Source organism: Rhizobium sp. TH2, assembly GCF_024707525.1.
Taxonomy (GTDB): Bacteria; Pseudomonadota; Alphaproteobacteria; order Rhizobiales; family Rhizobiaceae; genus Rhizobium_E.
The window spans coordinates 4,290,767-4,309,414 of record NZ_CP062231.1; the positions used below are offsets into that span (position 1 = coordinate 4,290,767).

General features: G+C 58.3%; 14 protein-coding genes, 1 tRNA gene and 1 pseudogene. 6 read left to right on the forward strand and 10 right to left on the reverse strand.

The window, feature by feature from the left end; translation table 11 throughout:
• Positions 1 to 41: 41 nt before the first annotated feature.
• Entirely contained in the window at positions 42 to 1,235 is a 1,194-nt protein-coding gene (locus IHQ71_RS21265) for a DUF459 domain-containing protein (protein ID WP_258158423.1), read from the forward strand.
• Positions 1,236 to 1,285: 50 nt separating this feature from the next.
• On the opposite strand, the gene IHQ71_RS21270 is transcribed toward IHQ71_RS21265, so the two are convergent.
• The 4 genes from IHQ71_RS21270 to gltB are packed head-to-tail and all read right to left on the reverse strand — an operon-like array spanning position 1,286 to position 8,229.
• Positions 1,286 to 2,740, reverse strand: a complete 1,455-nt coding sequence (locus tag IHQ71_RS21270; RefSeq protein ID WP_258158424.1) for a glutamate synthase subunit beta — start codon at positions 2,738 to 2,740, stop codon at positions 1,286 to 1,288.
• Between the two features lie 37 nt (positions 2,741 to 2,777).
• A complete protein-coding gene (locus IHQ71_RS21275) occupies positions 2,778 to 3,164 on the reverse strand; it encodes a type II toxin-antitoxin system VapC family toxin (protein WP_308737868.1) in 387 nt (128 codons plus the stop codon).
• A 5-nt stretch (positions 3,165 to 3,169) separates the two neighbouring features.
• Positions 3,170 to 3,445 (reverse strand): antitoxin, encoded by a 276-nt coding sequence (locus IHQ71_RS21280; RefSeq protein ID WP_258158426.1) that lies wholly within the window; start codon positions 3,443 to 3,445, stop codon positions 3,170 to 3,172.
• Between the two features lie 59 nt (positions 3,446 to 3,504).
• Complete coding sequence (gene gltB / locus IHQ71_RS21285) at positions 3,505 to 8,229, reverse strand: glutamate synthase large subunit (RefSeq protein WP_258158427.1); 4,725 nt, start codon at positions 8,227 to 8,229, stop codon at positions 3,505 to 3,507.
• Between the two features lie 435 nt (positions 8,230 to 8,664).
• Here gltB and IHQ71_RS21290 point away from each other — a divergent pair, with 435 nt between their 5' ends.
• The gene (locus tag IHQ71_RS21290) at positions 8,665 to 9,714 is read left to right on the forward strand and encodes a low specificity L-threonine aldolase (RefSeq protein ID WP_258158428.1); all 1,050 of its coding nucleotides are present in this window, start codon (positions 8,665 to 8,667) and stop codon (positions 9,712 to 9,714) included.
• Positions 9,715 to 9,786: 72 nt separating this feature from the next.
• Here IHQ71_RS21290 and IHQ71_RS21295 read toward each other — a convergent pair whose 3' ends face one another.
• Entirely contained in the window at positions 9,787 to 10,266 is a 480-nt protein-coding gene (locus IHQ71_RS21295) for an Hsp20 family protein (protein WP_258158429.1), read from the reverse strand.
• Positions 10,267 to 10,689: 423 nt separating this feature from the next.
• On the opposite strand from IHQ71_RS21295, the gene IHQ71_RS21300 reads away from it, so the two are divergent.
• Positions 10,690 to 11,661: an alpha/beta fold hydrolase gene (locus IHQ71_RS21300; protein ID WP_258158430.1), complete on the forward strand. Its 972-nt coding sequence runs from the start codon at positions 10,690 to 10,692 to the stop codon at positions 11,659 to 11,661.
• Between the two features lie 3 nt (positions 11,662 to 11,664).
• Here the strand turns inward: IHQ71_RS21300 and hisN are convergent, their stop codons facing one another.
• Together hisN and IHQ71_RS21310 are read right to left on the reverse strand one after the other, a co-directional pair.
• On the reverse strand, positions 11,665 to 12,438 hold the full coding sequence (gene hisN, locus IHQ71_RS21305) for a histidinol-phosphatase (protein ID WP_258158431.1): 774 nt from the start codon (positions 12,436 to 12,438) through the stop codon (positions 11,665 to 11,667).
• Between the two features lie 337 nt (positions 12,439 to 12,775).
• On the reverse strand, positions 12,776 to 13,660 hold the full coding sequence (locus IHQ71_RS21310; RefSeq protein WP_374989895.1) for an N-formylglutamate amidohydrolase: 885 nt from the start codon (positions 13,658 to 13,660) through the stop codon (positions 12,776 to 12,778).
• A 209-nt stretch (positions 13,661 to 13,869) separates the two neighbouring features.
• On the opposite strand from IHQ71_RS21310, the gene cpdR reads away from it, so the two are divergent.
• Positions 13,870 to 14,235 (forward strand): cell cycle two-component system response regulator CpdR, encoded by a 366-nt coding sequence (gene cpdR, locus IHQ71_RS21315; RefSeq protein ID WP_258158432.1) that lies wholly within the window; start codon positions 13,870 to 13,872, stop codon positions 14,233 to 14,235.
• 92 nt (positions 14,236 to 14,327) lie between these two features.
• Positions 14,328 to 14,402: transfer RNA gene (locus IHQ71_RS21320), tRNA-Val, on the forward strand.
• An 83-nt stretch (positions 14,403 to 14,485) separates the two neighbouring features.
• Here the strand turns inward: IHQ71_RS21320 and IHQ71_RS21325 are convergent.
• The 3 genes and pseudogenes from IHQ71_RS21325 to IHQ71_RS21330 form a co-directional block, all read right to left on the reverse strand.
• Positions 14,486 to 15,517 carry a site-specific integrase gene (locus IHQ71_RS21325; protein ID WP_258158433.1) on the reverse strand — a complete coding sequence of 344 codons (1,032 nt, stop codon included), beginning with the start codon at positions 15,515 to 15,517 and terminating at the stop codon, positions 14,486 to 14,488.
• Between the two features lie 65 nt (positions 15,518 to 15,582).
• Positions 15,583 to 15,867, reverse strand: a pseudogene (locus IHQ71_RS32070) (hypothetical protein); the annotation flags it as partial.
• A 172-nt stretch (positions 15,868 to 16,039) separates the two neighbouring features.
• A complete protein-coding gene (locus tag IHQ71_RS21330) occupies positions 16,040 to 16,666 on the reverse strand; it encodes a hypothetical protein (protein WP_258158434.1) in 627 nt (208 codons plus the stop codon).
• A gap of 139 nt (positions 16,667 to 16,805) precedes the next feature.
• Between IHQ71_RS21330 and IHQ71_RS21335 the strand changes: the two genes are divergently transcribed.
• A complete protein-coding gene (locus tag IHQ71_RS21335; protein ID WP_258158435.1) occupies positions 16,806 to 17,048 on the forward strand; it encodes an XRE family transcriptional regulator in 243 nt (80 codons plus the stop codon).
• Positions 17,049 to 18,648: the final 1,600 nt, after the last annotated feature.

Below are 18,648 nucleotides of genomic sequence, written 5' to 3' on the forward strand. Positions count from 1 at the left end.
GGATTAGTCCGGCCCTTTCTTTTTCGTGGAGTGCGGAACCGATGATGCTGATCGTTACGCGAAGCCACCGTGCCGGCCTTGTCACGAAATGCCTGCTGCCGCTGCTGGCGGCCGCCTTCCTCATTCTCGACCCTGCCTTCAACTATTCCGGTGTGGCCCATGCGCAGGAAGTTCGCGAACGCCGCTCGATCATCGACATGATCTTCCGGCCCAACCGCAGGAAGAAGGTCACCAACGCCAACACCTCGGTGATTCGCGTGAAGCGGCCGCGCCGCAAGAAGAGCAAGACCACCAGCGATCCAGCCGTAACGGGCGCCGAGATCGAGATCGCCAAGCTGCCGGAAGCCAAGAAGGTCATGGTGATTGGTGATTTCATGGGCAGCGCGCTGGCCGATGGCCTGGAAGTCGCTTTCGCACCCGATGCCGGCATCATCATCGAAACGCGCACCGACGGCTCGTCCGGCCTCGTCCGCACCGACCATCTCGACTGGCCGCAGACGCTGACCACCTATGTCGGAGAGGTGAAGCCCGCAGTGATCGTCATCATGCTCGGTGCCAATGACCGCCAGCAGATGAGCGTCAACGGCAAGAAGGAGAAATACCAGACGGAGGCCTGGAATGCCGAATATGAGAAGCGCATCGCGGCGATTATCGAGATCGCCAAGCAGAACAAGACACCGTTCCTGTGGGTTGGCCTGCCCGCGTTCTCCTCGCCATCCCTCAGTGCTGATGCCGCGATCCTGAACAATCTCTATCGCGTCAAATCGGAAACGGCAGGTGGCGAATTCATCGATATCTGGGACGGTTTTGCCGACGAGAATGGCAAGTTCATCGCGTCCGGTTCCGACATGAATGGGCAGCCGGTTCGCCTGCGCGGCTCGGACGGTTTGAGCTTTACCAAAGCCGGCAAGCGCAAGGTCGCCTTCTATGTCGAAAAATCGATCCGTAAACTGATCGGCGTGGGCGTGCCCGCGATTTCGCAGCTCAATCCGGCCGGGACGATCGACAGCAAGGCGACGTCACCGACGATCACCAATATCGTGGCCGTGCCGCCGATCAGCTTGGTCGATCCGGAACTCGACGGCAGCAGCCAGCTTCTGGACCAGGCTTCGGTTCCCAAGGCCAGCGGCATCACACCGCGTGACAAGCTGATCGAGAAGGGCGAGACCGTCGACGCGCCCGAGGGACGGGTCGATGACTTCAAATGGAAGCCGATCGCCAAGCCCGCGGGCTGAACGAAAAATGCCCCGGAAACCGGGGCACTCATTCGTGAAAGACAGACAACTTATCGCGGCAGCGTGGTGGCACCCATCAACGCCTCATCGATCGCGCGTGCGGCCTGGCGACCCTCGCGGATGGCCCAGACGACCAGCGACTGGCCCCGGCGCACATCGCCTGCGGTCCACAGCTTGTCCACCGACGTCTTGTAGTCGTCATCGTTGGCGACGACATTGGTCGAACCGCGCCGATCCGTGTTGAGCGCCAGCGCGTCGCCCATGTCCTTGAGAACGCTATCGGTGAACGGACCACGGAAGCCGATCGCGATAAAGGCGAGGTCGGCCTTGATGATGAAATCCGTGCCCTCGATCGGACGGCGACGCTCATCCACCTGGCAGCACTTCACGCCCGTCAGGATGCCGTCTTCGCCGACGAATTCGAGCGTCGCTGCCTGGAATTCACGCACGGCGCCCTCTGCCTGCGAGGATGACGTGCGCATCTTGGTGGCCCAGAACGGCCAGATCGCGAGCTTGTCTTCCTTCTCGGGCGGCTGCGGACGGATGTCGAGCTGGGTCACGCGCACGGCGCCTTGACGGAAGGCGGTGCCGACGCAGTCCGATGCGGTATCGCCACCGCCGACCACGACGACGTGCTTGCCGCCCGCCACGATCGGCGCGGAAGGCCAGCCGACGCTGTCGATATTCTCGCGACCTAGGCGGCGATTCTGCTGCACGAGATAGGGCATGGCGTCATGCACGCCGGCGAATTCGACGCCCGGAATGCCGGCATCGCGCGGAGTTTCCGAACCGCCGCAATAGAGCACGGCATCGTAATCGGCGAGCAGCTTTTCCATCGGCATGTCGACGCCGACATTGACGCCGCAATGGAATGTCACGCCCTCGCCGCGCATCTGGTCGGCGCGGCGGTCGATGAAGTTCTTCTCCATCTTGAAATCAGGAATGCCGTAGCGCAGCAGGCCACCCGGACGGCTCTCGCGTTCATAGACATCGACATTGTGACCCGCGCGGGCCAATTGCTGCGCAGCCGCCATGCCGGCAGGCCCGGAGCCGATCACGGCAACCGACTTGCCGGTCTTGATGGTCGCCGGCTGCGGCACGATATAGCCCATCTCATAGGCCCGGTCGGCAATTGCCTGCTCGACGGTCTTGATGGCGACCGGGCTATCCTCGAGGTTCAGCGTGCAGGCTTCCTCGCAGGGCGCCGGACAGACACGGCCGGTGAATTCCGGGAAATTGTTGGTCGAATGCAGGTTACGGATCGCCTCTTCCCACTTGCCGTTGAAGACCAGGTCGTTCCAGTCGGGAATCTGGTTATGCACCGGGCAGCCGGTCGGGCCATGGCAGAAGGGAATGCCGCAATCCATGCAGCGGGCGGCCTGTTTCTCCACTTCCTGATCCGACATCGGAATGGTGAATTCGCGGAAATGGCGAATCCGGTCCGAGGCGGGCTGATACTTGCCAACCTGCCTGTCGATCTCAAGAAATCCAGTTACCTTGCCCATCGTCCCTGCCTGTTCTCTACACCGCCGGAATCCGGCACTACTTCAACCAATTCTCAACTTTTAATCCCGGCACGCGGGAGAACTCGCCTTCATTCGCCGTCACAAGTACCGCATCAAGTGCCAAAGCATGCGCGGCGATCCATAGATCGTTGGGCCCGATGTTCTTCCCCTGTCTCAGAGCCAGTCTGATCTCACCATAGTGTTTATCACCCGGCATGGTGAACGGAGCCACAAAAAGCCGCCTCGTGACGTTCGATACTTTTTGCGTGAGTTCCTCGGAGCCTTTCTTCTTTACTCCATACCAGATCTCTGCGTGGACAAAAATGCTAGTGAAAACATTAGCTTCATCCATCTCAACGAGCTTAAGAAAGACCTTTCCTTGCGGCTCGTAAACAATGGCGGAGATCATATTCGTATCGAGCATGTACCTCATGGCAAATCGATTTCATCCAGCGGTGCCAATCCGTCATCATCGGGCAGGAAAGCCTCCCCGTTCCATGGCTCGGCAGTCTTAAGATAATCGACAAGGCCTGACGTCTCGCCGGCTCGCATCAGAATTGAACCGTCCGGTTGTTGGCTCATGACGACAGTCTTGCTTGCAAATTCGAACTCCTTTGGAATTCTGATTGCACGGCTTCGACCGTTGTTGAACACGTTGACAGTAATCCCTTCCGAATCCTCACCGATCTGCGTGTGTTCATTCATTGCAGCCTCCATCATTGTGATATGACATTGACATATCACAATGATGGTCTTTCGACAATCTACTCCGCCGCCTCCTGCATTTTCAGCCGCTCCATGTCCTCAAGCGCGCGCCGGTACTCGACCGGCATCACCTTGCGGAATTTCGGCCGGAAGGCGACCCAATTGTCGAGGATCTCCTTGGCGCGGGTGGAGCCGGTATAGTGTGCATGATTGGAGATCAGCTGGAACAGCCGCTCCTCGTCATGCCGCGTCATGTCGCCGGATACATCGACCATGCCCATATGGGCGATGTCGCCGCCGTGATGGTGCAGTTTTTCGAGGAGTTCATCCTCTTCCGGCACCGGCTGCAATTCGACCATCGCCATGTTGCATCGGCGTGCGAAATCGCCGCTCTCGTCGAGCACATAGGCCACGCCACCGGACATGCCGGCCGCGAAGTTGCGGCCCGTCTCGCCGATCACGACGACGACTCCGCCGGTCATGTACTCACAACCATGGTCGCCGACGCCTTCGACGACCGCGACCGCGCCCGAATTGCGGACGGCGAAACGCTCGCCGGCCACGCCACGGAAGTAGCACTCGCCGGTCGTCGCGCCATAGAGTACGGTGTTGCCGACGATGATCGAGTTTTCAGCGACGATCCTCGAATTCTCGGCCGGCCGAATGATGATACGGCCGCCCGAAAGACCCTTGCCGACATAGTCGTTGCCGTCGCCCTCGAGATCGAAGGTGATGCCGCGCGCGAGGAAGGCACCAAAGGACTGACCCGCCGTGCCCTTGAGCTTGACGGTGATCGTGTCGTCCTTGAGGCCCTTCTGGCCGTAACGCTTGGCGACTTCGCCAGACAGCATCGCGCCCGCCGAGCGATCGACGTTCTTGATCACGGCTTCGATCACCATGGGCTGCTTGGTTTCGAGCGCCGGCATGGCGCCCGCGATCAGTTCGCGGTCGAGGATGTCATGGATCGGATGGCTCTGGCGCTCGGTCCAGTGCGTCGCTTCCACCGGTGCATCGACCTTGTGGAACAGGCGCGTGAAGTCGAGCCCCTTGGCCTTCCAATGGCTGATCGACTCGTTCTTCTCGAGATATTCCGAGCGCCCGACGATTTCGTTGAGGCTCCTGAAGCCCATCGCCGCGAGGATTTCCCTCACATCGTTGGCGACGAAGAAGAAGTAGTTGATCACATGCTCGGGCAGGCCCTTGAAGCGCTTCCTGAGCACCGGATCCTGGGTGGCGACGCCAACCGGACAGGTGTTGAGATGGCACTTGCGCATCATGATGCAACCCGCCGCGATCAGCGGCGCGGTCGAGAAGCCGAACTCGTCGGCACCGAGCAGCGCACCGATAATGACATCGCGGCCCGTCTTCAGGCCACCATCGACCTGCAGCGCCACGCGGCTGCGCAGGCCATTGAGCACCAGCGTCTGCTGGGTCTCGGCGAGGCCGATTTCCCATGGGCTACCCGCGTGCTTGAGCGACGTCAGAGGCGACGCACCCGTGCCGCCGTCATAGCCGGAGATCGTGATGTGGTCGGCGCGCGCCTTGGCGACGCCGGCGGCAACCGTGCCGACACCGACTTCCGAGACGAGCTTGACCGAGATATCGGCGGCCGGATTGACGTTCTTCAGGTCGAAAATCAGCTGCGCCAGATCCTCGATCGAATAGATGTCATGATGCGGCGGCGGCGAGATCAGGCCGACGCCAGGCGTCGAATGCCGGGTCTTGGCGATCGTCGCATCGACCTTGTGGCCGGGCAGCTGGCCGCCCTCGCCGGGTTTGGCGCCCTGCGCAACCTTGATCTGCAGCACATCGGCATTGACGAGATATTCCGTCGTCACGCCGAAGCGGCCTGATGCGACCTGCTTGATCGCCGAGCGTTCGAGCGGGATCGAGCCGTCGAGTTTCGGCATATAGCGCTCGGATTCCTCGCCGCCCTCGCCGGTGTTGGATTTGCCGCCGATCTTGTTCATGGCGATCGCCAGCGTCGTATGCGCCTCGCGGCTGATCGAACCGAAGGACATCGCACCCGTGGCAAAACGACGGACGATGTCGGCAGCCGGCTCGACTTCGGAAACATCGATCGGCGCGCGGCCGATCGCGTCCGCCATCTTCACGGTGAAAAGGCCACGCGGCGAGTTCATCCGCACCGACGAGGTGTTCACCAGTCGCGCGAATTCCTTGTAGCGATCCTCGGCATTGCCGCGCACGGCATGCTGAAGCTCGGCCACCACATCGGGCGTCCACGAATGCGCCTCGCCGCGCATGCGGTAGGCATATTCACCGCCGATATCGAGCGTGCTGGCCAGGATCGGATCGCGGCCGAAAGCCGACGTGTGGCGGCTGAGGGTTTCCCTCGCAACTTCATCGAGGCCGACGCCTTCGATCATCGTCGCGGTGCCGAAGAAGAACTTGTCGACGAATTCGGTCGACAGGCCCACGGCGTCGAAGATCTGCGCGCCGCAATAGGACTGGTAGGTCGAAATGCCCATCTTCGACATGACCTTGAGGATGCCCTTGCCCACCGCCTTGATGTAACGGTAGACGACTTCATCGTCGGAGACTTCCTTCGGGAATTCGCCCCGCTTGTGCATGTCGATCAGCGTATCGAATGCCAGGTACGGGTTGATCGCCTCGGCGCCGTATCCCGCCAAGCAGCAGAAGTGATGGATCTCGCGCGGCTCGCCCGATTCCACCACGATGCCGACCGAGGTGCGCAGACCCTTGCGGATCAGGTAGTTGTGGACGGCAGCGGTGGCGAGCAGCGCCGGGATCGCAATACGGTCCGGTCCAAGCTGGCGGTCGGAGAGCACGATGATGTTGTAGCCGCTGCGGACAGCAGCTTCCGAACGCTCGCAGAGCCGGTCGAGCATTTCAGGCATGGCTTCGGCGCCGCGCTCCACCGCATAGGTGAAGTCGAGCGTCTTGGTGTCGAAACGATCCTCGGTATGGCCGATCGAGCGGATTTTCTCGAGATCGCCATTGGTCAGGATCGGCTGGCGCACTTCCAGCCGCTTGGCCTTGGATGCGCCCTCGTGGTCGAGGAGGTTTGGCCGCGGCCCGATGAACGAGACGAGGCTCATCACGAGTTCCTCGCGGATCGGATCGATCGGCGGGTTGGTGACCTGGGCGAAGTTCTGCTTGAAATAGGTGTAGAGTAGTTTCGACTTGTCCGACATCGCCGAGATCGGCGTGTCGGTACCCATGGAGCCCACGGCTTCCTGGCCGGTGGTCGCCATCGGCGACATCAGGAGCTTGGTATCTTCAAGCGTGTAGCCGAAGGCCTGCTGGCGATCGAGCAGCGACACGTCACGCCGCAGCGCACGCGGTTCGACAGGATCAAGGTCCTCCAGGATCAACTGGCTCCGGTCGAGCCATTCCTCGTAAGGATGCGCCTTGGCCAGGCCTTCCTTGACCTCCTTGTCGGAGACGATGCAGCCCTTCTCCATGTCGATCAGCAGCATCTTGCCCGGCTGCAGGCGCCACTTCTTGACGATCAGTTCCTCCGGCACCGGCAGCACGCCGGCTTCCGATGCGAGGATCACACGATCATCGGAGGTCACGAGATAACGCGCCGGACGAAGGCCGTTGCGATCAAGCGTCGCGCCGATCTGCCGGCCATCGGTAAAGGCTACGGCGGCGGGGCCGTCCCAAGGCTCCATGAGCGCGGCATGGTACTCGTAGAACGCCTTGCGCTCGGCCTTCATCAACTGGTTGCCGGCCCAGGCTTCGGGGATCAGCATCATCATGGCATGGGCCAGCGAATAGCCGCCGCGCACGAGGAATTCGAGCGCGTTGTCGAAACAGGCCGTGTCCGACTGGCCTTCGTAGGAGATCGGCCAGAGCTTGGAAATGTCGTCGCCATAGAGCGGCGAGGAGACGGACGCCTGCCGCGCCGCCATCCAGTTGACATTGCCGCGCAGCGTGTTGATTTCGCCGTTGTGCGCGACCATGCGATAGGGATGCGACAGCTTCCAGCTCGGGAAGGTGTTGGTGGAGAAGCGCTGATGCACGAGCGCCACCGCTGACTGGAAGCGCGGATCGGCGAGATCCGGGTAATAGGCACCGACCTGAAAGGCCTGGAACATGCCCTTGTAGACGACTGTCGTGGTCGAGAGCGACACGATGTAGAAGCCGTTGTCCTCGCCCTGCGTCTCGGCATAGATCTTGTTGGAGATCACTTTGCGGAGCGTGAACAGCCGGCGTTCGAACTCGGCATTGTCCTGCACGGCTTCGCCCGCGCCGATGAAAACCTGCACATGGAACGGCTCGGTCGCGGCAATGTGGGGCGCCTTGGAAAGCGAGGAATTGTCGACCGGCACTTCGCGATAGCCGAGCAGGACCTGGCCTTCGGCTGAAATGACCTCCGCGATGATGCTCTTGATATGAGCACGCACTGCCTCATCCCGAGGCATGAAGAGATAACCGACGGCATATTGCTCGGCAGGCGGCAGCGTGACACCCTGCTCGGCCATTTCCTCGCGGAAGAACTGGTCGGGAATCTGCACGAGAATGCCGGCGCCATCGCCCATCAGGGGATCGGCACCGACGGCGCCGCGATGGGTCAGGTTCTCGAGCATGAACAGACCATCCTTGACGATCTGGTGCGACTTCTGGCCTTTCATATGGCAGACGAAACCGACGCCGCAGGCATCATGCTCGTTTCGGGGGTCGTAAAGACCCTGTTTCTTGGGGAAGCCGGGATTGAAAGAGGGCGCTTTCAGCGAAGTCGTCGCCTGCAAAGCGCCAAACTCACCGAATGCACGTGATGCGGTATGGTCCGTCATCGTCATGTCCTCCTGTCGCGCGAGAGCCCGCGCTGTTTTCCGTGTTCGCAGGCGCGGAGCTTCAGCTCTTGCGCCGCAAGCGATTTCAATCCTCGCATTTTCCTGAACGCGCTGCAATTACCGGGCCAGATCGACCCGGTTTTGCAGCCACTGCCGGCTTCTCCTTGGCCTGATTTCCCCATCAGTTTTTCCAAGGCCGGACCGCTTCTTAAAGGCCGTTATCCGGCCTTCAGGATCCATGCAGCAAAATAGGACAGCATGACTGTCCTATTGCATGGAATTGATGACATAAACATCCACGCCCCGCAAGGTCACTTTCCAAAAAATATGACGGAAAATGGACATGAGTAAGATGGCCCGCGAATCTGGCGCGACATGGCTTTTTCGGCGCGCGACCTTCGCCTATAACGCGCGCACTAAAGAAGGAGTTTTCAATTGATTTTTGCCTCCGACAACTGGGCCGGCGCCCATCCCCTCATCGCCGAGAGGCTCGTTGAAGCCGCCGGCACTTACACTGCGCCCTATGGCGAGAGCGATGCCGATCTGGCTGTCGAAGCCAAGCTTTCAGAGATGTTCGAGCGCGAGGTCTCCGCCTTCTTCGTCGCAACCGGCACGGCTGCGAATTCACTCTCGCTTGCCTCCATCTCGAAAACCGCGAGCGTCATTTTCTGCCACACGGAAGCGCATGTCATTCATCACGAGGGCGGCGCAGTCGAGCTGATGACCAATGGCGGCAAGCTGGTCGGCGTCGGCGGTGACGCCAGGGGCAAGATTAGCCCCGACAAGCTGGAAATGGCCATGGCCCGCTTTCCCACCGAGGATGTGCATGTCGGCCAGAAGGTGGCGCTGACACTGTCCCAGGCGACCGAGGCGGGAACGATCTACGCGCTGGATGAAATCCGTGCACTCGCCCATATGGCGAAATCGGCCGGCATGAAGGTCCATATGGACGGCGCCCGCTTCTCCAACGCGGTCGCGGCACTTGGCGTCTCGCCTGCCGAGATGACCTGGAAATCCGGCGTGGATATCCTGTCGCTCGGCGGCACCAAGAACGGCTGTTGGTGCGCCGAAGCCATTGTCTGTTTCAATAAGGAGGATGCAGCCGCAATCCCCCACCTGCGCAAACGCGGCGCCAACCTGTTCTCGAAATCCAATTTCGTCGCCCAGCAGTTCGATGGTTGGCTCGAGGGTGATCTCTGGCTGGACCTCGCCCGCCACTCCAATGGCCTGGCCGAGAGGCTCGCCAACGCCGTGCGTGCATCTAGCGATGCGCGCCTCGCCTGGGAAACCGGCGGCAACCAGCTCTTTATCGTCATGACTGACGAAAAAGCCGAGGCACTCAGGGCCGCCGGCGCTAAATTCTATGATTGGGATACGCCAATCGGAATGGAAGCCTCGATCGGCAAGGGCGAGCGCATCCGCCGGTTCATCACCAGCTTCGCGACGAAGCAGGAAGACATCGACCGTATCATCACGCTTTTCTAGCACAAACGAAAAGCCCTTCCGGAGAGGGGACCGGAAGGGCTTCATTCAACCCGAAAGCTTGGGGCTACGGGTCTAGTTGACGGCTTCGCCGGTCACCACATGGGCTTCGATCGACTTGGGCTCGCTGTTCTTCGGAGCAGCGATCTCGATCTTGCGCGGCTTCATGGCCTCGGGAATGTTCCTGACGAGGTCGACATGAAGCAGGCCGTTCTTGAGGTGGGCGGACTTCACTTCCACATGGTCGGCAAGCTGGAAGCGGCGCTCGAAGGCGCGCTTGGCAATGCCGCGATAGAGGGTTTCGGAGCCTTCGCCGTTCTCATTGCCCTTTTCACCCCTCACGGTGAGCAGAAGCTGGTTGAGTTCGATCGAGAGCTCGCTCTCATCGAAACCGGCAACGGCCATCGAGATGCGGTAGGCGTTCTCGCCGGTGCGCTCGATATTGTAGGGCGGATAGGTGGGCTGTTCGGGCTGGGCAAGGCTGTCCAGCATCGAGAAGACGCGGTCGAAACCGACGGTGGAACGATAGAGGGGGGAAAAATCAACGTGACGCATAGTGTCCTCCTTCAGAGCAACGGTTGCGATTTTCACTTGAAGCACTGCAGGCCCTGATTTCAGGCGCCGGCCGCTCCGCTTTACGAGACCCATCATTGGCGCCTCGTGACACATCAGGTGGTTAGGGCCAAAACCCATTTCAAGAGGAAAATCTCGAAAATTCGCAAGATGAACGCCAGATGAACGGCGGATTTGGCATGCGTTCAGCCGTCCGCTGCTAGACCTGAACCATTGGGAGCGAAACCTCCCTTGACTGGTGCGAAAGTCCCTTCCGTTCCAGCCTTTTCTTAACCGGAAGCTGCTTGCCCCTCAACATGGCGGTTTCCGGTTCTTTTTCCCTACCGATTATTTCACCATCTTGCTTGCGCTCGCCACCGCGAATTGTGATAAGCCGTTAGAGCATCTCCACATCTTCCGGACGCCATGACCGACGTGCTTTTCGAATCCCCCGGCAATCCGGTCCCACCCAATCATTTCGCAGGCTATTTCACGTCGTTCGACGGCATGAAGCTGCGCTATGCCGTGTTCCGCTCAGGCTCGCAGGTGCCATCCGGAACGATCGTCCTGCTGCCGGGCCGCAACGAATCGATCGAGAAATATTTCGAGACGATCCGCGATCTCAACGCGATGGGGCTCTGGGTCGCGGCGATGGACTGGCGTGGCCAGGGCGGCTCGCCGCGCCTCTTGAAAGACAGCCCACGCCGCGGCCACATCAGGCGGCTCCGCGATTACGAACGCGACCTCGATCTGTTCCTCGAGCAGATCGTGCTGCCCGATGCCAAGCTGCCTTTCTTCATCCTGGGCCATTCCATGGGTGCGCTGATCGCGCTGAAGGCGGCGCCACGCCTTGCCAACCGCATCGAACGCATGGTGCTGGTCTCGCCCTTCGTCGGCGCCGCTGGCCTTGGAATACCTAATTGGCTCTTGAAGCTGCTCGCCAATGCGGCGACGCTCTTCGGCTTCGGCTGGATCCAGTTTTCCCGCGACACGCTGCTCAACCGGCCCTTCAAGGACAACACGATCACCTCGGACCCGGCCCGCTTCGCGCGCAACCAGGCCATCGCCCAGACCCATCCGCAGCTTGGGCTCGGGCCACCCACCGCGCGCTGGATATCGGTCATGATCGACGCGATCGAGGACGTCATGACCATGGATCATCTCAGGAAGGTCGAGGTGCCCTGCCTGGTCATTGCGCCGAGCAACGACCAGATCGTGCCTTATCAGAGGCTCGAGGAGCTCTCGCGCAAATTCCGCGCCGGCAAGCTTCTCACCATCCCCGGCTCCCAGCACGAAGTTCTGCAGGAGCGCGACATTTTCCGCCAGCAGGCGCTCGCCGCGATCGATGCCTTCATTCCTGGTTCGGATGCCGACCCCGGGCAATATTCAAGCGAATGAAAATCAACTGTTGAGGATTTCCAGCGCCTCGGCATGCAGCTTCCTGTTCGCCGCGGCGATGATGTAACCGCCCATTTCCGGCCGCCCGCCGTCCCAGGTCGTCATGATGCCGCCCGCCTGTTCGACGACGGGAATGATGCCGCCGACATCATAGGGCTTCAGGGAATTCTCGACGACGAGGTCGATCTCGCCGGTCGCCAGAAGGGCATAAGCGTAGCAATCGCAGCCATAACGAAAGAGGCGGGATTTCCGCTCGATCTCGCGATAGCGGCGGTCGTCCTCATCCTGGAAGAGATGCGGCGAGGTGGTGAACAGGATCGCGTTCGAGATCGTCTCGCAGGCGCTCGTCCGCAACGTCTTTTCGCCCCCGGGTCCGCGATAGAGCGATCGCTCCCCATCCGCGAACCAGCGTTCTCCGGTGAACGGCTGGTCGATCAGGCCCATCTTGGCGCGGCCATTCTGGTAGAGCCCGATCAGCGTTCCCCACACCGGCACGCCCGATATGAAGGCGCGCGTCCCATCGATCGGATCGATCACCCAGACATATTCGCGGTCGAGCCCCTTGGAGCCGTGCTCCTCGCCGAGAATGCCGTGATCCGGAAACGCCTCCTCGATCAGCGCGACGATCGCTGCCTCGGCCATCTGGTCGCCTTCGGTCACCGGATCGTAGAACTGCCCGCCCTTGTCGGTCACCGCGATCTGGGAACGAAAGCGTGGCAGGGTCTCGGCCTTTGCGGCATCGGCAAGCCGGTCGAAGAAAGCGCGGTCGGGAATCATGTCATGGCCCTGAAGATGGTGGCGGTGAAACGGTGGAAAAACATCGACTCATCCGATAAAGTTTACGTGAAGCTCTGGTTTTCGAATTCGCGAATGCAGGAAAATCAATACCATAGGCGAGCATTGAGCAGTTTTTACGCAGATGAAAATAGTGTCAATTATTTCATCACTTGTGTTGACTTTTCCGCAGTGCAGCAGTAGCTTTTTCTTACAGTCTTTACCGGCTGTAAATGCCCTCCTTGGGTGTTTCCTCCCTAGACTTGACCGCGCTTTTGAGCGCGGTTCTTTTTTGGGACCACACAAGCTCCACCACATTTCCATATTCAGATAGAGCGCCTTATTCGGCCGCCAACGACATGTCGCCGCCGCTGGCGCCGACTTCCGCCGCAAAGTCCACGAGAAACTGCTCGATGGACCGGGCGACCTTGGCGAAATCGGGCTTCTTCCTGAGCGTCGATTCATCGATATAGAGGCCGCGATTAACCTCGATCTGCAGCGCATGCAGGCCGCGCGCGGGACGCCCGTAATGCTCGGTGATGAAGCCCCCGGCATAAGGCTTGTTGCGCACCGCAGCAAAACCCTGGTCTTCCAGCAGCTTGAGCGCCAGCCTGGAGAGGTCCGACGACGCCGACGTGCCGTAGCGATCGCCGATGATGAAATCGGGCCTGATCCCGCTGCCCGAGATGCGGATATTGCCCGGCATGGAATGGCAGTCGATCAGCACGGCGCGGCCGAAACGCGCATGCGTGCGGGCGATCAGCCGCCTCAGCGCCGCGTGATAGGGCTTGTAGATGTGCTCGACGCGGAGCAGCGCCTCCTCCACCGGCATTTTCGTGCGGTAGATTTCCATATTCTCGCCGACGATGCGCGGCACGGTGCCGAGACCGCCGGCGACCCGCACCGAAGCGATATTGGCATAGGGCGGCAGGCGCCCCTCGAACATGGTGGGATCGAGCTCGTAGGGCTCGCGGTTCACATCGACATAGGCGCGTGGGAAATTCGCCGCCAGCATAGGCGCGCCGTGGCGGACGCCCGAGAAAAACAGTTCATCGACGAAATGATCTTCCGACCGGCGGATACCGATCTGGTCAAGGCGGGAACTCTCGATGAATTCCCTGGGATAGATGCGGCCTGAATGGGGGGAATTAAGAATGAAGGGCAGCTGTTGATGCTCCGGCTCCCAGATTTCGAACAGTTCCCCCTCCCTGAAATCCCAGATCATTCGGCTCCATCTCATAACACGGCAAATTAGATGATTTGCGCATGTTGCCAGCAGCCTGCCATCAAGTCCATACTATTGAGGGTTAAAACACTGTAACGTTGGGGTGATCGGGGTAAATATCGGTTCTGTTCACTGGATTTTTACCGCAGGCACGTTAACTTTCGCTCCATTGCGCTTACATACCGCTCATAGACAGCAACGGACACCACATGAGTCAGAAAATTCTTCTCGCCGAAGACGATAACGATATGCGCCGCTTTCTGGTGAAAGCGCTGGAGAAAGCGGGCTACCGCGTCATCTCCTACGACAATGGCGCAAGCGCCTATGACCGTCTGCGCGAAGAGCCCTTCTCGCTGCTTCTGACCGACATCGTCATGCCGGAGATGGACGGAATAGAGCTGGCGCGGCGTGCCACCGAACTCGACCCGGATCTCAAGGTCATGTTCATCACCGGCTTCGCGGCCGTGGCGCTGAACCCCGATTCGAACGCGCCGAAGGATGCCAAGGTGCTTTCCAAGCCCTTCCATCTGCGCGAACTGGTCGACGAAGTGAACAAGATGCTGACCGCCGCCTGAGGCGACGGCACCCGCATGAAGAAATCACCAAACCGCGCCAAAAACCCTATTGACCTGCCAACGGTTTTTTGGTCTATGCGCGTCGATCGGATGGGCGTGTAGCTCAGCGGGAGAGCACTACGTTGACATCGTAGGGGTCACAGGTTCAATCCCTGTCACGCCCACCATCCATCAGTTTGATTTAAAGGGCCTTTTGGGAAACCAAGAGGCCTTTTGCGTAGTGGCTCCCGGGTTCAATCAAACTTGGAGTTCAAATATCGAGACTGTTCGCCAGTTTTCTTAGGTACGTCGGTGAGAATCGAGCGTAGATTTTGCGGGTCACATTGACGTCGTCATGACCAAGGAACTGGGCAATCTCTTCCATGTCGTGGCCATCCTCGGCCAGCCAAACAGCAGCGCTGTGCCTGAGAACGTGCGGTGATACGCCGGTCAGCCCTGCCGCCCTCGACGCGCTGCCGAGTCCCTTTTTGATGGATTTGACATTCGTACAGGCGTACTCGATCACATAGTTTGTGATCTTCCTCTTCCCAGCCTTCTCCAGTTCCACCCTTAGCGACTGGTTCATGGGTACCGTTGCTCGACCCTTGCGCCGGGCGCGATCAAAGGGATTGCGGAGCTGGATCATCTCACGCTCGAAATCGACTCGGTCCCAGGTAAGCTCGAGAGCGGCAGTTACGCGGGCACCTGTCGCAATGAGAAGACGGATAGCCAAGACGATATGAGGTGACTTGGCTGCGTCGAGCAGCTTACGAACCTCAACTCGCGTGAGGTGAAAGTCCTTGGGCTCCGGCTTTGAGGGGCGTTCTATCCTCGGCGCTTCAGCAATTAGCTTGTTATCTTTAGCCCAGACGAGCACCGTGCGGAGATGACCCAGCTCGGTGTGAACCGTGCCATCCTGCACGAACTTCTGGACACCAGTCTTGCTGGTGAAATATGCCGTGCTGCGCCTCCGATCGGTATAGGCGCGACATTCCTCAAGAGTGAGTTCCGCCCCTTCCTTTTGGCCAAAGTATGGACCGATTGCCTTCCAGGTGTGGACCATCGTCTCGATGACTGCCTTGCCGGCATTGTCTAGAACATAGCCCTTCCAGAGATGGGCGACGGTAGTGCCTGACGGGCGGCTAAGCTTCGAATATCTAGCCGGGGCAAGCGTTTCCGCTTCTCTCGCGTCGGAAGTTCCGAGCCTATAGCGACGCCTCGCGGGGGCGGCGCCGTTGGGCTGGGGCTCATCCCAAGCGACACAGAACTCTCCATTGAGGCGAGTAAGTCTCCACTCTTGCATTGTTCGTATTCCTCTACCATTGAGCGGCTGATCCTCAGCATCTTTCCGACTCGGAAATAGCGAATTTCACCCATATTACAGATATTTCTAACTTGGCGTGACGAACATCCCCATCTCTCCGCCAGTGTTTCTGCGGAAAACACATCCATCATAGCGACACTCATCTCTCGTTTCGATGAGTCTACATAGGTCCATGGGTCGAGTTCTTCGACTGCAAAAATACGCGAGTAATATATACTCGGCAAGAAGTAGATGCGTAAAAGGCAGCAGAGCGGAAGTTTATGCTGAGCAACAGTCCGCGAATTTCTTTCCGGACGCATTAAGATCGAGTCGTATTTGGTAGAATGCATACCACCCGCACTGGCGGGTGGCGTTGCCGCCTGTGTGGTTTCAAGAGCGCGCCGAAGCACGACAACGCCACGGGTCGATCTCTGGTATTGAGAAATCGATCCTATCTCGATACCCAGATCTCAATTGCCCACCAGCACTGAAGGATGGGGCTGACCGTAGGTCGATTATGCATCAAGTGGTTTCAGAAGTCGGTTTTGATAAGTCCTCAGGACGCATAATCTCAGTTGTGTGGACCTCTTCATATTGTACATTCCCTGCGGCGGGCGATGCCATCTCAATAACATCAAGGCGCTTGTCGAGGCGTCGAAGAGTGCGGAAAATAGCTTCCGGTCCGTACTGAATCTTTTTCGCGCGCCGGCTCACAGGCGTCCGTTCGAGACGCTGTTGCAGATCAATGACGATGCCAAGTCGACTAATATCCTGGTCCGTGCCAAGAATGCCTCCATAAATCGCCAGCCGATGAACGTAGTGAGTCATTTGCGACATATTGTTGAGTGTATATACAGTGTAGTGAACGCGATCGAGGAGCTGCTCTGCAGCCTTTCGGGTGAGCTGGTCCGCAAATTTTGCCGCGAGAAAGGCTTTCCCGTGGTCGGACACCGAATATCGTTCGTTATCGGCATCAAGGTAACCTAGTGACACCAGTTCAGTCAGGAGATCCTTGGCCCTGACCATATTTGTCCAACCGGCAATGTGAGCCGTCCCAGCAGCATCGATAGAAACATTTATTTTGCGTAGGAGCTTTCGAATGAAACCCGCCGTGGTGCTGCCGATAATTTTGTTCGTATTGATAAGCATTAATTTAAAGTTCCCTATGAGCGATTCAAGTTGGTGCTAAGTGATGAGCGCGTTATTGAATCGCTCATCGACATAGCTTAAATAAGTGGCTCTGACGCAAAATCAATATGAATACGCAAAATAGATATGGAATTTCGTTATGACACCTGCCCAAGCCCGTGCCGCGCGTGCAATTCTCAGATTGTCAACAAAGCAGGTTGCTCAACTTGCAGCGGTTGCACCTAATACGGTGAATCGAGTGGAGCAGGACGATGTAGGTGTTCGCGGCCCCAACCCAACAACAGTGAACGCCATTAAGAGAATTTATGAAGAGCGAGGAATTGAGTTTCTCAGCGCCCAAGATTCCGGCATTCGAATCCGGGAAGGCAGCAAGATCGGATAACGTTGGAGCCTGTTCCGGTCGCAGTCCTCAGCTTCATCGTGGCGCGTCCCCCAATCGCCATTTCGTCGTTTCGCCCTTGGGGGACACATAGAACCGGAGCAATAAGAGGGTCTCGCCCTCGAAGTCGATGCGATAATAGATTCCGCGAGCCCCGGGCCCGATAAGGACAGTAGTGATTATGTGTATAAACACGTCTCCGTTGTCCGTGGGTCGCGGATCAGGTTCGATTTCAGGATGATGGTGGTTTCTAGGTTCGCGGTTCGCGGTTCGCGGGCTAGGCTCGATTTGTGATCTATAATGATAGATGCACCACGCCAGCACTGGCGCCGCTCGGTGGTCCGCTGTAGGGCCGCACAAGGATTTCGGTGTGCCCCCGAAACAGGGGCAATCGCCTCTCTAGAAAGAAATAAGTATAGTATTCTCTTTTTATTCTGTCTCTTACTAACTTTATCAAAATAAGAAGAAAAAGAATATATATATGTTACATGTCAAACATCATGAGAAACCAGTATACATTACTGATCTGCTCCGGGAGCTGCCACGCTGGCCGAACCAGAACCGCGAACCCGAATAAGGTCCTCGATATCCAAACCTGGTTCCTCATCCAAGTCCGAAAAGCCCACCATGGTCTTTCATCGAAATCGGGATCTGTCATTCCGAGCCTTGATCTGTTCCATTTCTGGCATCGCCTCGTCTGATGGTCATCTCCAAGTGCCGGCGGCAGATCGCAGTTCGCGGTCCGGGTTCGTTTAGTGGTGGTTGACTCGTGAGGGTGGGCAGGAGGCCCGAGGAGGGTATGGGATGATAGATGGGGGCGTCGGGGCAGCCAACGCGCTCAGAGGGCCGCTCAGGGCCATACAGGGTTTCGGAGGCGTCCGAAAACAGGGATGGTTCCTACCTCTCTAGTCAGATAAGTATCCTATACTCTTTTTATTCTGTCTTTTACTAACTTAATCAAAAAAATAGAAAGAATAATATATAGATGTTACATCAGAGATATCATGAGAAACCAGTATACATTACTGGCCGTTCGTCACTGCCTGCCCACACTGGCGAACAAGGTCCGCGAACCTGATCCACGATCTCCACTCCTAGTCCCTCATCCGAGAACTGCCACCATGGTCTTTCATCGAAATCGGGATCTGTCATTCCGAGCCATGATCTGTTCCATTTCTGGCATCGCCTCGTAATGGTCATTTCCATTTGTCGGCGGCAGATCGCGGTTCGCGGATCGGGTTCGTTTAGGGCTGGTTGAGTCTGGAGGGGGGTCTGGAGTCGTTCGGAGGGTATCGGATGATAGATGGGGCGTCGGGGACGGCCAGCGCGCTCAGAGGGCCGCTCAGGGCCACACAGGGTTTCGGAGGCATCCGAAAATGGGGGTGGTTCTTATCCTTCTATCCCAGCTAGGTATACTATATTCTCTTCTTCTACTCTCCTCTGAATTTAGTGAAAGAAAGAAAGAAAGAAAAGAATATATAATGAGATGACTAACTAAGGATTCAGCGTTTCTGAATATACATTACTCACCTCGGCTAGTAGCTACCACACTGGTCGAACAAAAACCACGAACTAGGACCTAATCAAGATCTTCAAGCTCTGT

Bases quoted from the DNA above. Each gene is read 5' to 3' on its own strand.
- IHQ71_RS21265 (WP_258158423.1), top strand. From the start codon at position 42: ATGATGCTGATCGTTACGCGAAGCCACCGTGCCGGCCTTGTCACGAAA.
- IHQ71_RS21270 (WP_258158424.1), bottom strand. From the start codon at position 2,740: ATGGGCAAGGTAACTGGATTTCTTGAGATCGACAGGCAGGTTGGCAAG.
- IHQ71_RS21275 (WP_308737868.1), bottom strand. From the start codon at position 3,164: ATGCTCGATACGAATATGATCTCCGCCATTGTTTACGAGCCGCAAGGA.
- IHQ71_RS21280 (WP_258158426.1), bottom strand. From the start codon at position 3,445: ATGAATGAACACACGCAGATCGGTGAGGATTCGGAAGGGATTACTGTC.
- gltB (WP_258158427.1), bottom strand. From the start codon at position 8,229: ATGACGGACCATACCGCATCACGTGCATTCGGTGAGTTTGGCGCTTTG.
- IHQ71_RS21295 (WP_258158429.1), bottom strand. From the start codon at position 10,266: ATGCGTCACGTTGATTTTTCCCCCCTCTATCGTTCCACCGTCGGTTTC.
- IHQ71_RS21300 (WP_258158430.1), top strand. From the start codon at position 10,690: ATGACCGACGTGCTTTTCGAATCCCCCGGCAATCCGGTCCCACCCAAT.
- hisN (WP_258158431.1), bottom strand. From the start codon at position 12,438: ATGATTCCCGACCGCGCTTTCTTCGACCGGCTTGCCGATGCCGCAAAG.
- IHQ71_RS21310 (WP_374989895.1), bottom strand. From the start codon at position 13,660: ATGATCTGGGATTTCAGGGAGGGGGAACTGTTCGAAATCTGGGAGCCG.
- cpdR (WP_258158432.1), top strand. From the start codon at position 13,870: ATGAGTCAGAAAATTCTTCTCGCCGAAGACGATAACGATATGCGCCGC.
- IHQ71_RS21325 (WP_258158433.1), bottom strand. From the start codon at position 15,517: ATGCAAGAGTGGAGACTTACTCGCCTCAATGGAGAGTTCTGTGTCGCT.
- IHQ71_RS21330 (WP_258158434.1), bottom strand. From the start codon at position 16,666: ATGCTTATCAATACGAACAAAATTATCGGCAGCACCACGGCGGGTTTC.
- IHQ71_RS21335 (WP_258158435.1), top strand. From the start codon at position 16,806: ATGACACCTGCCCAAGCCCGTGCCGCGCGTGCAATTCTCAGATTGTCA.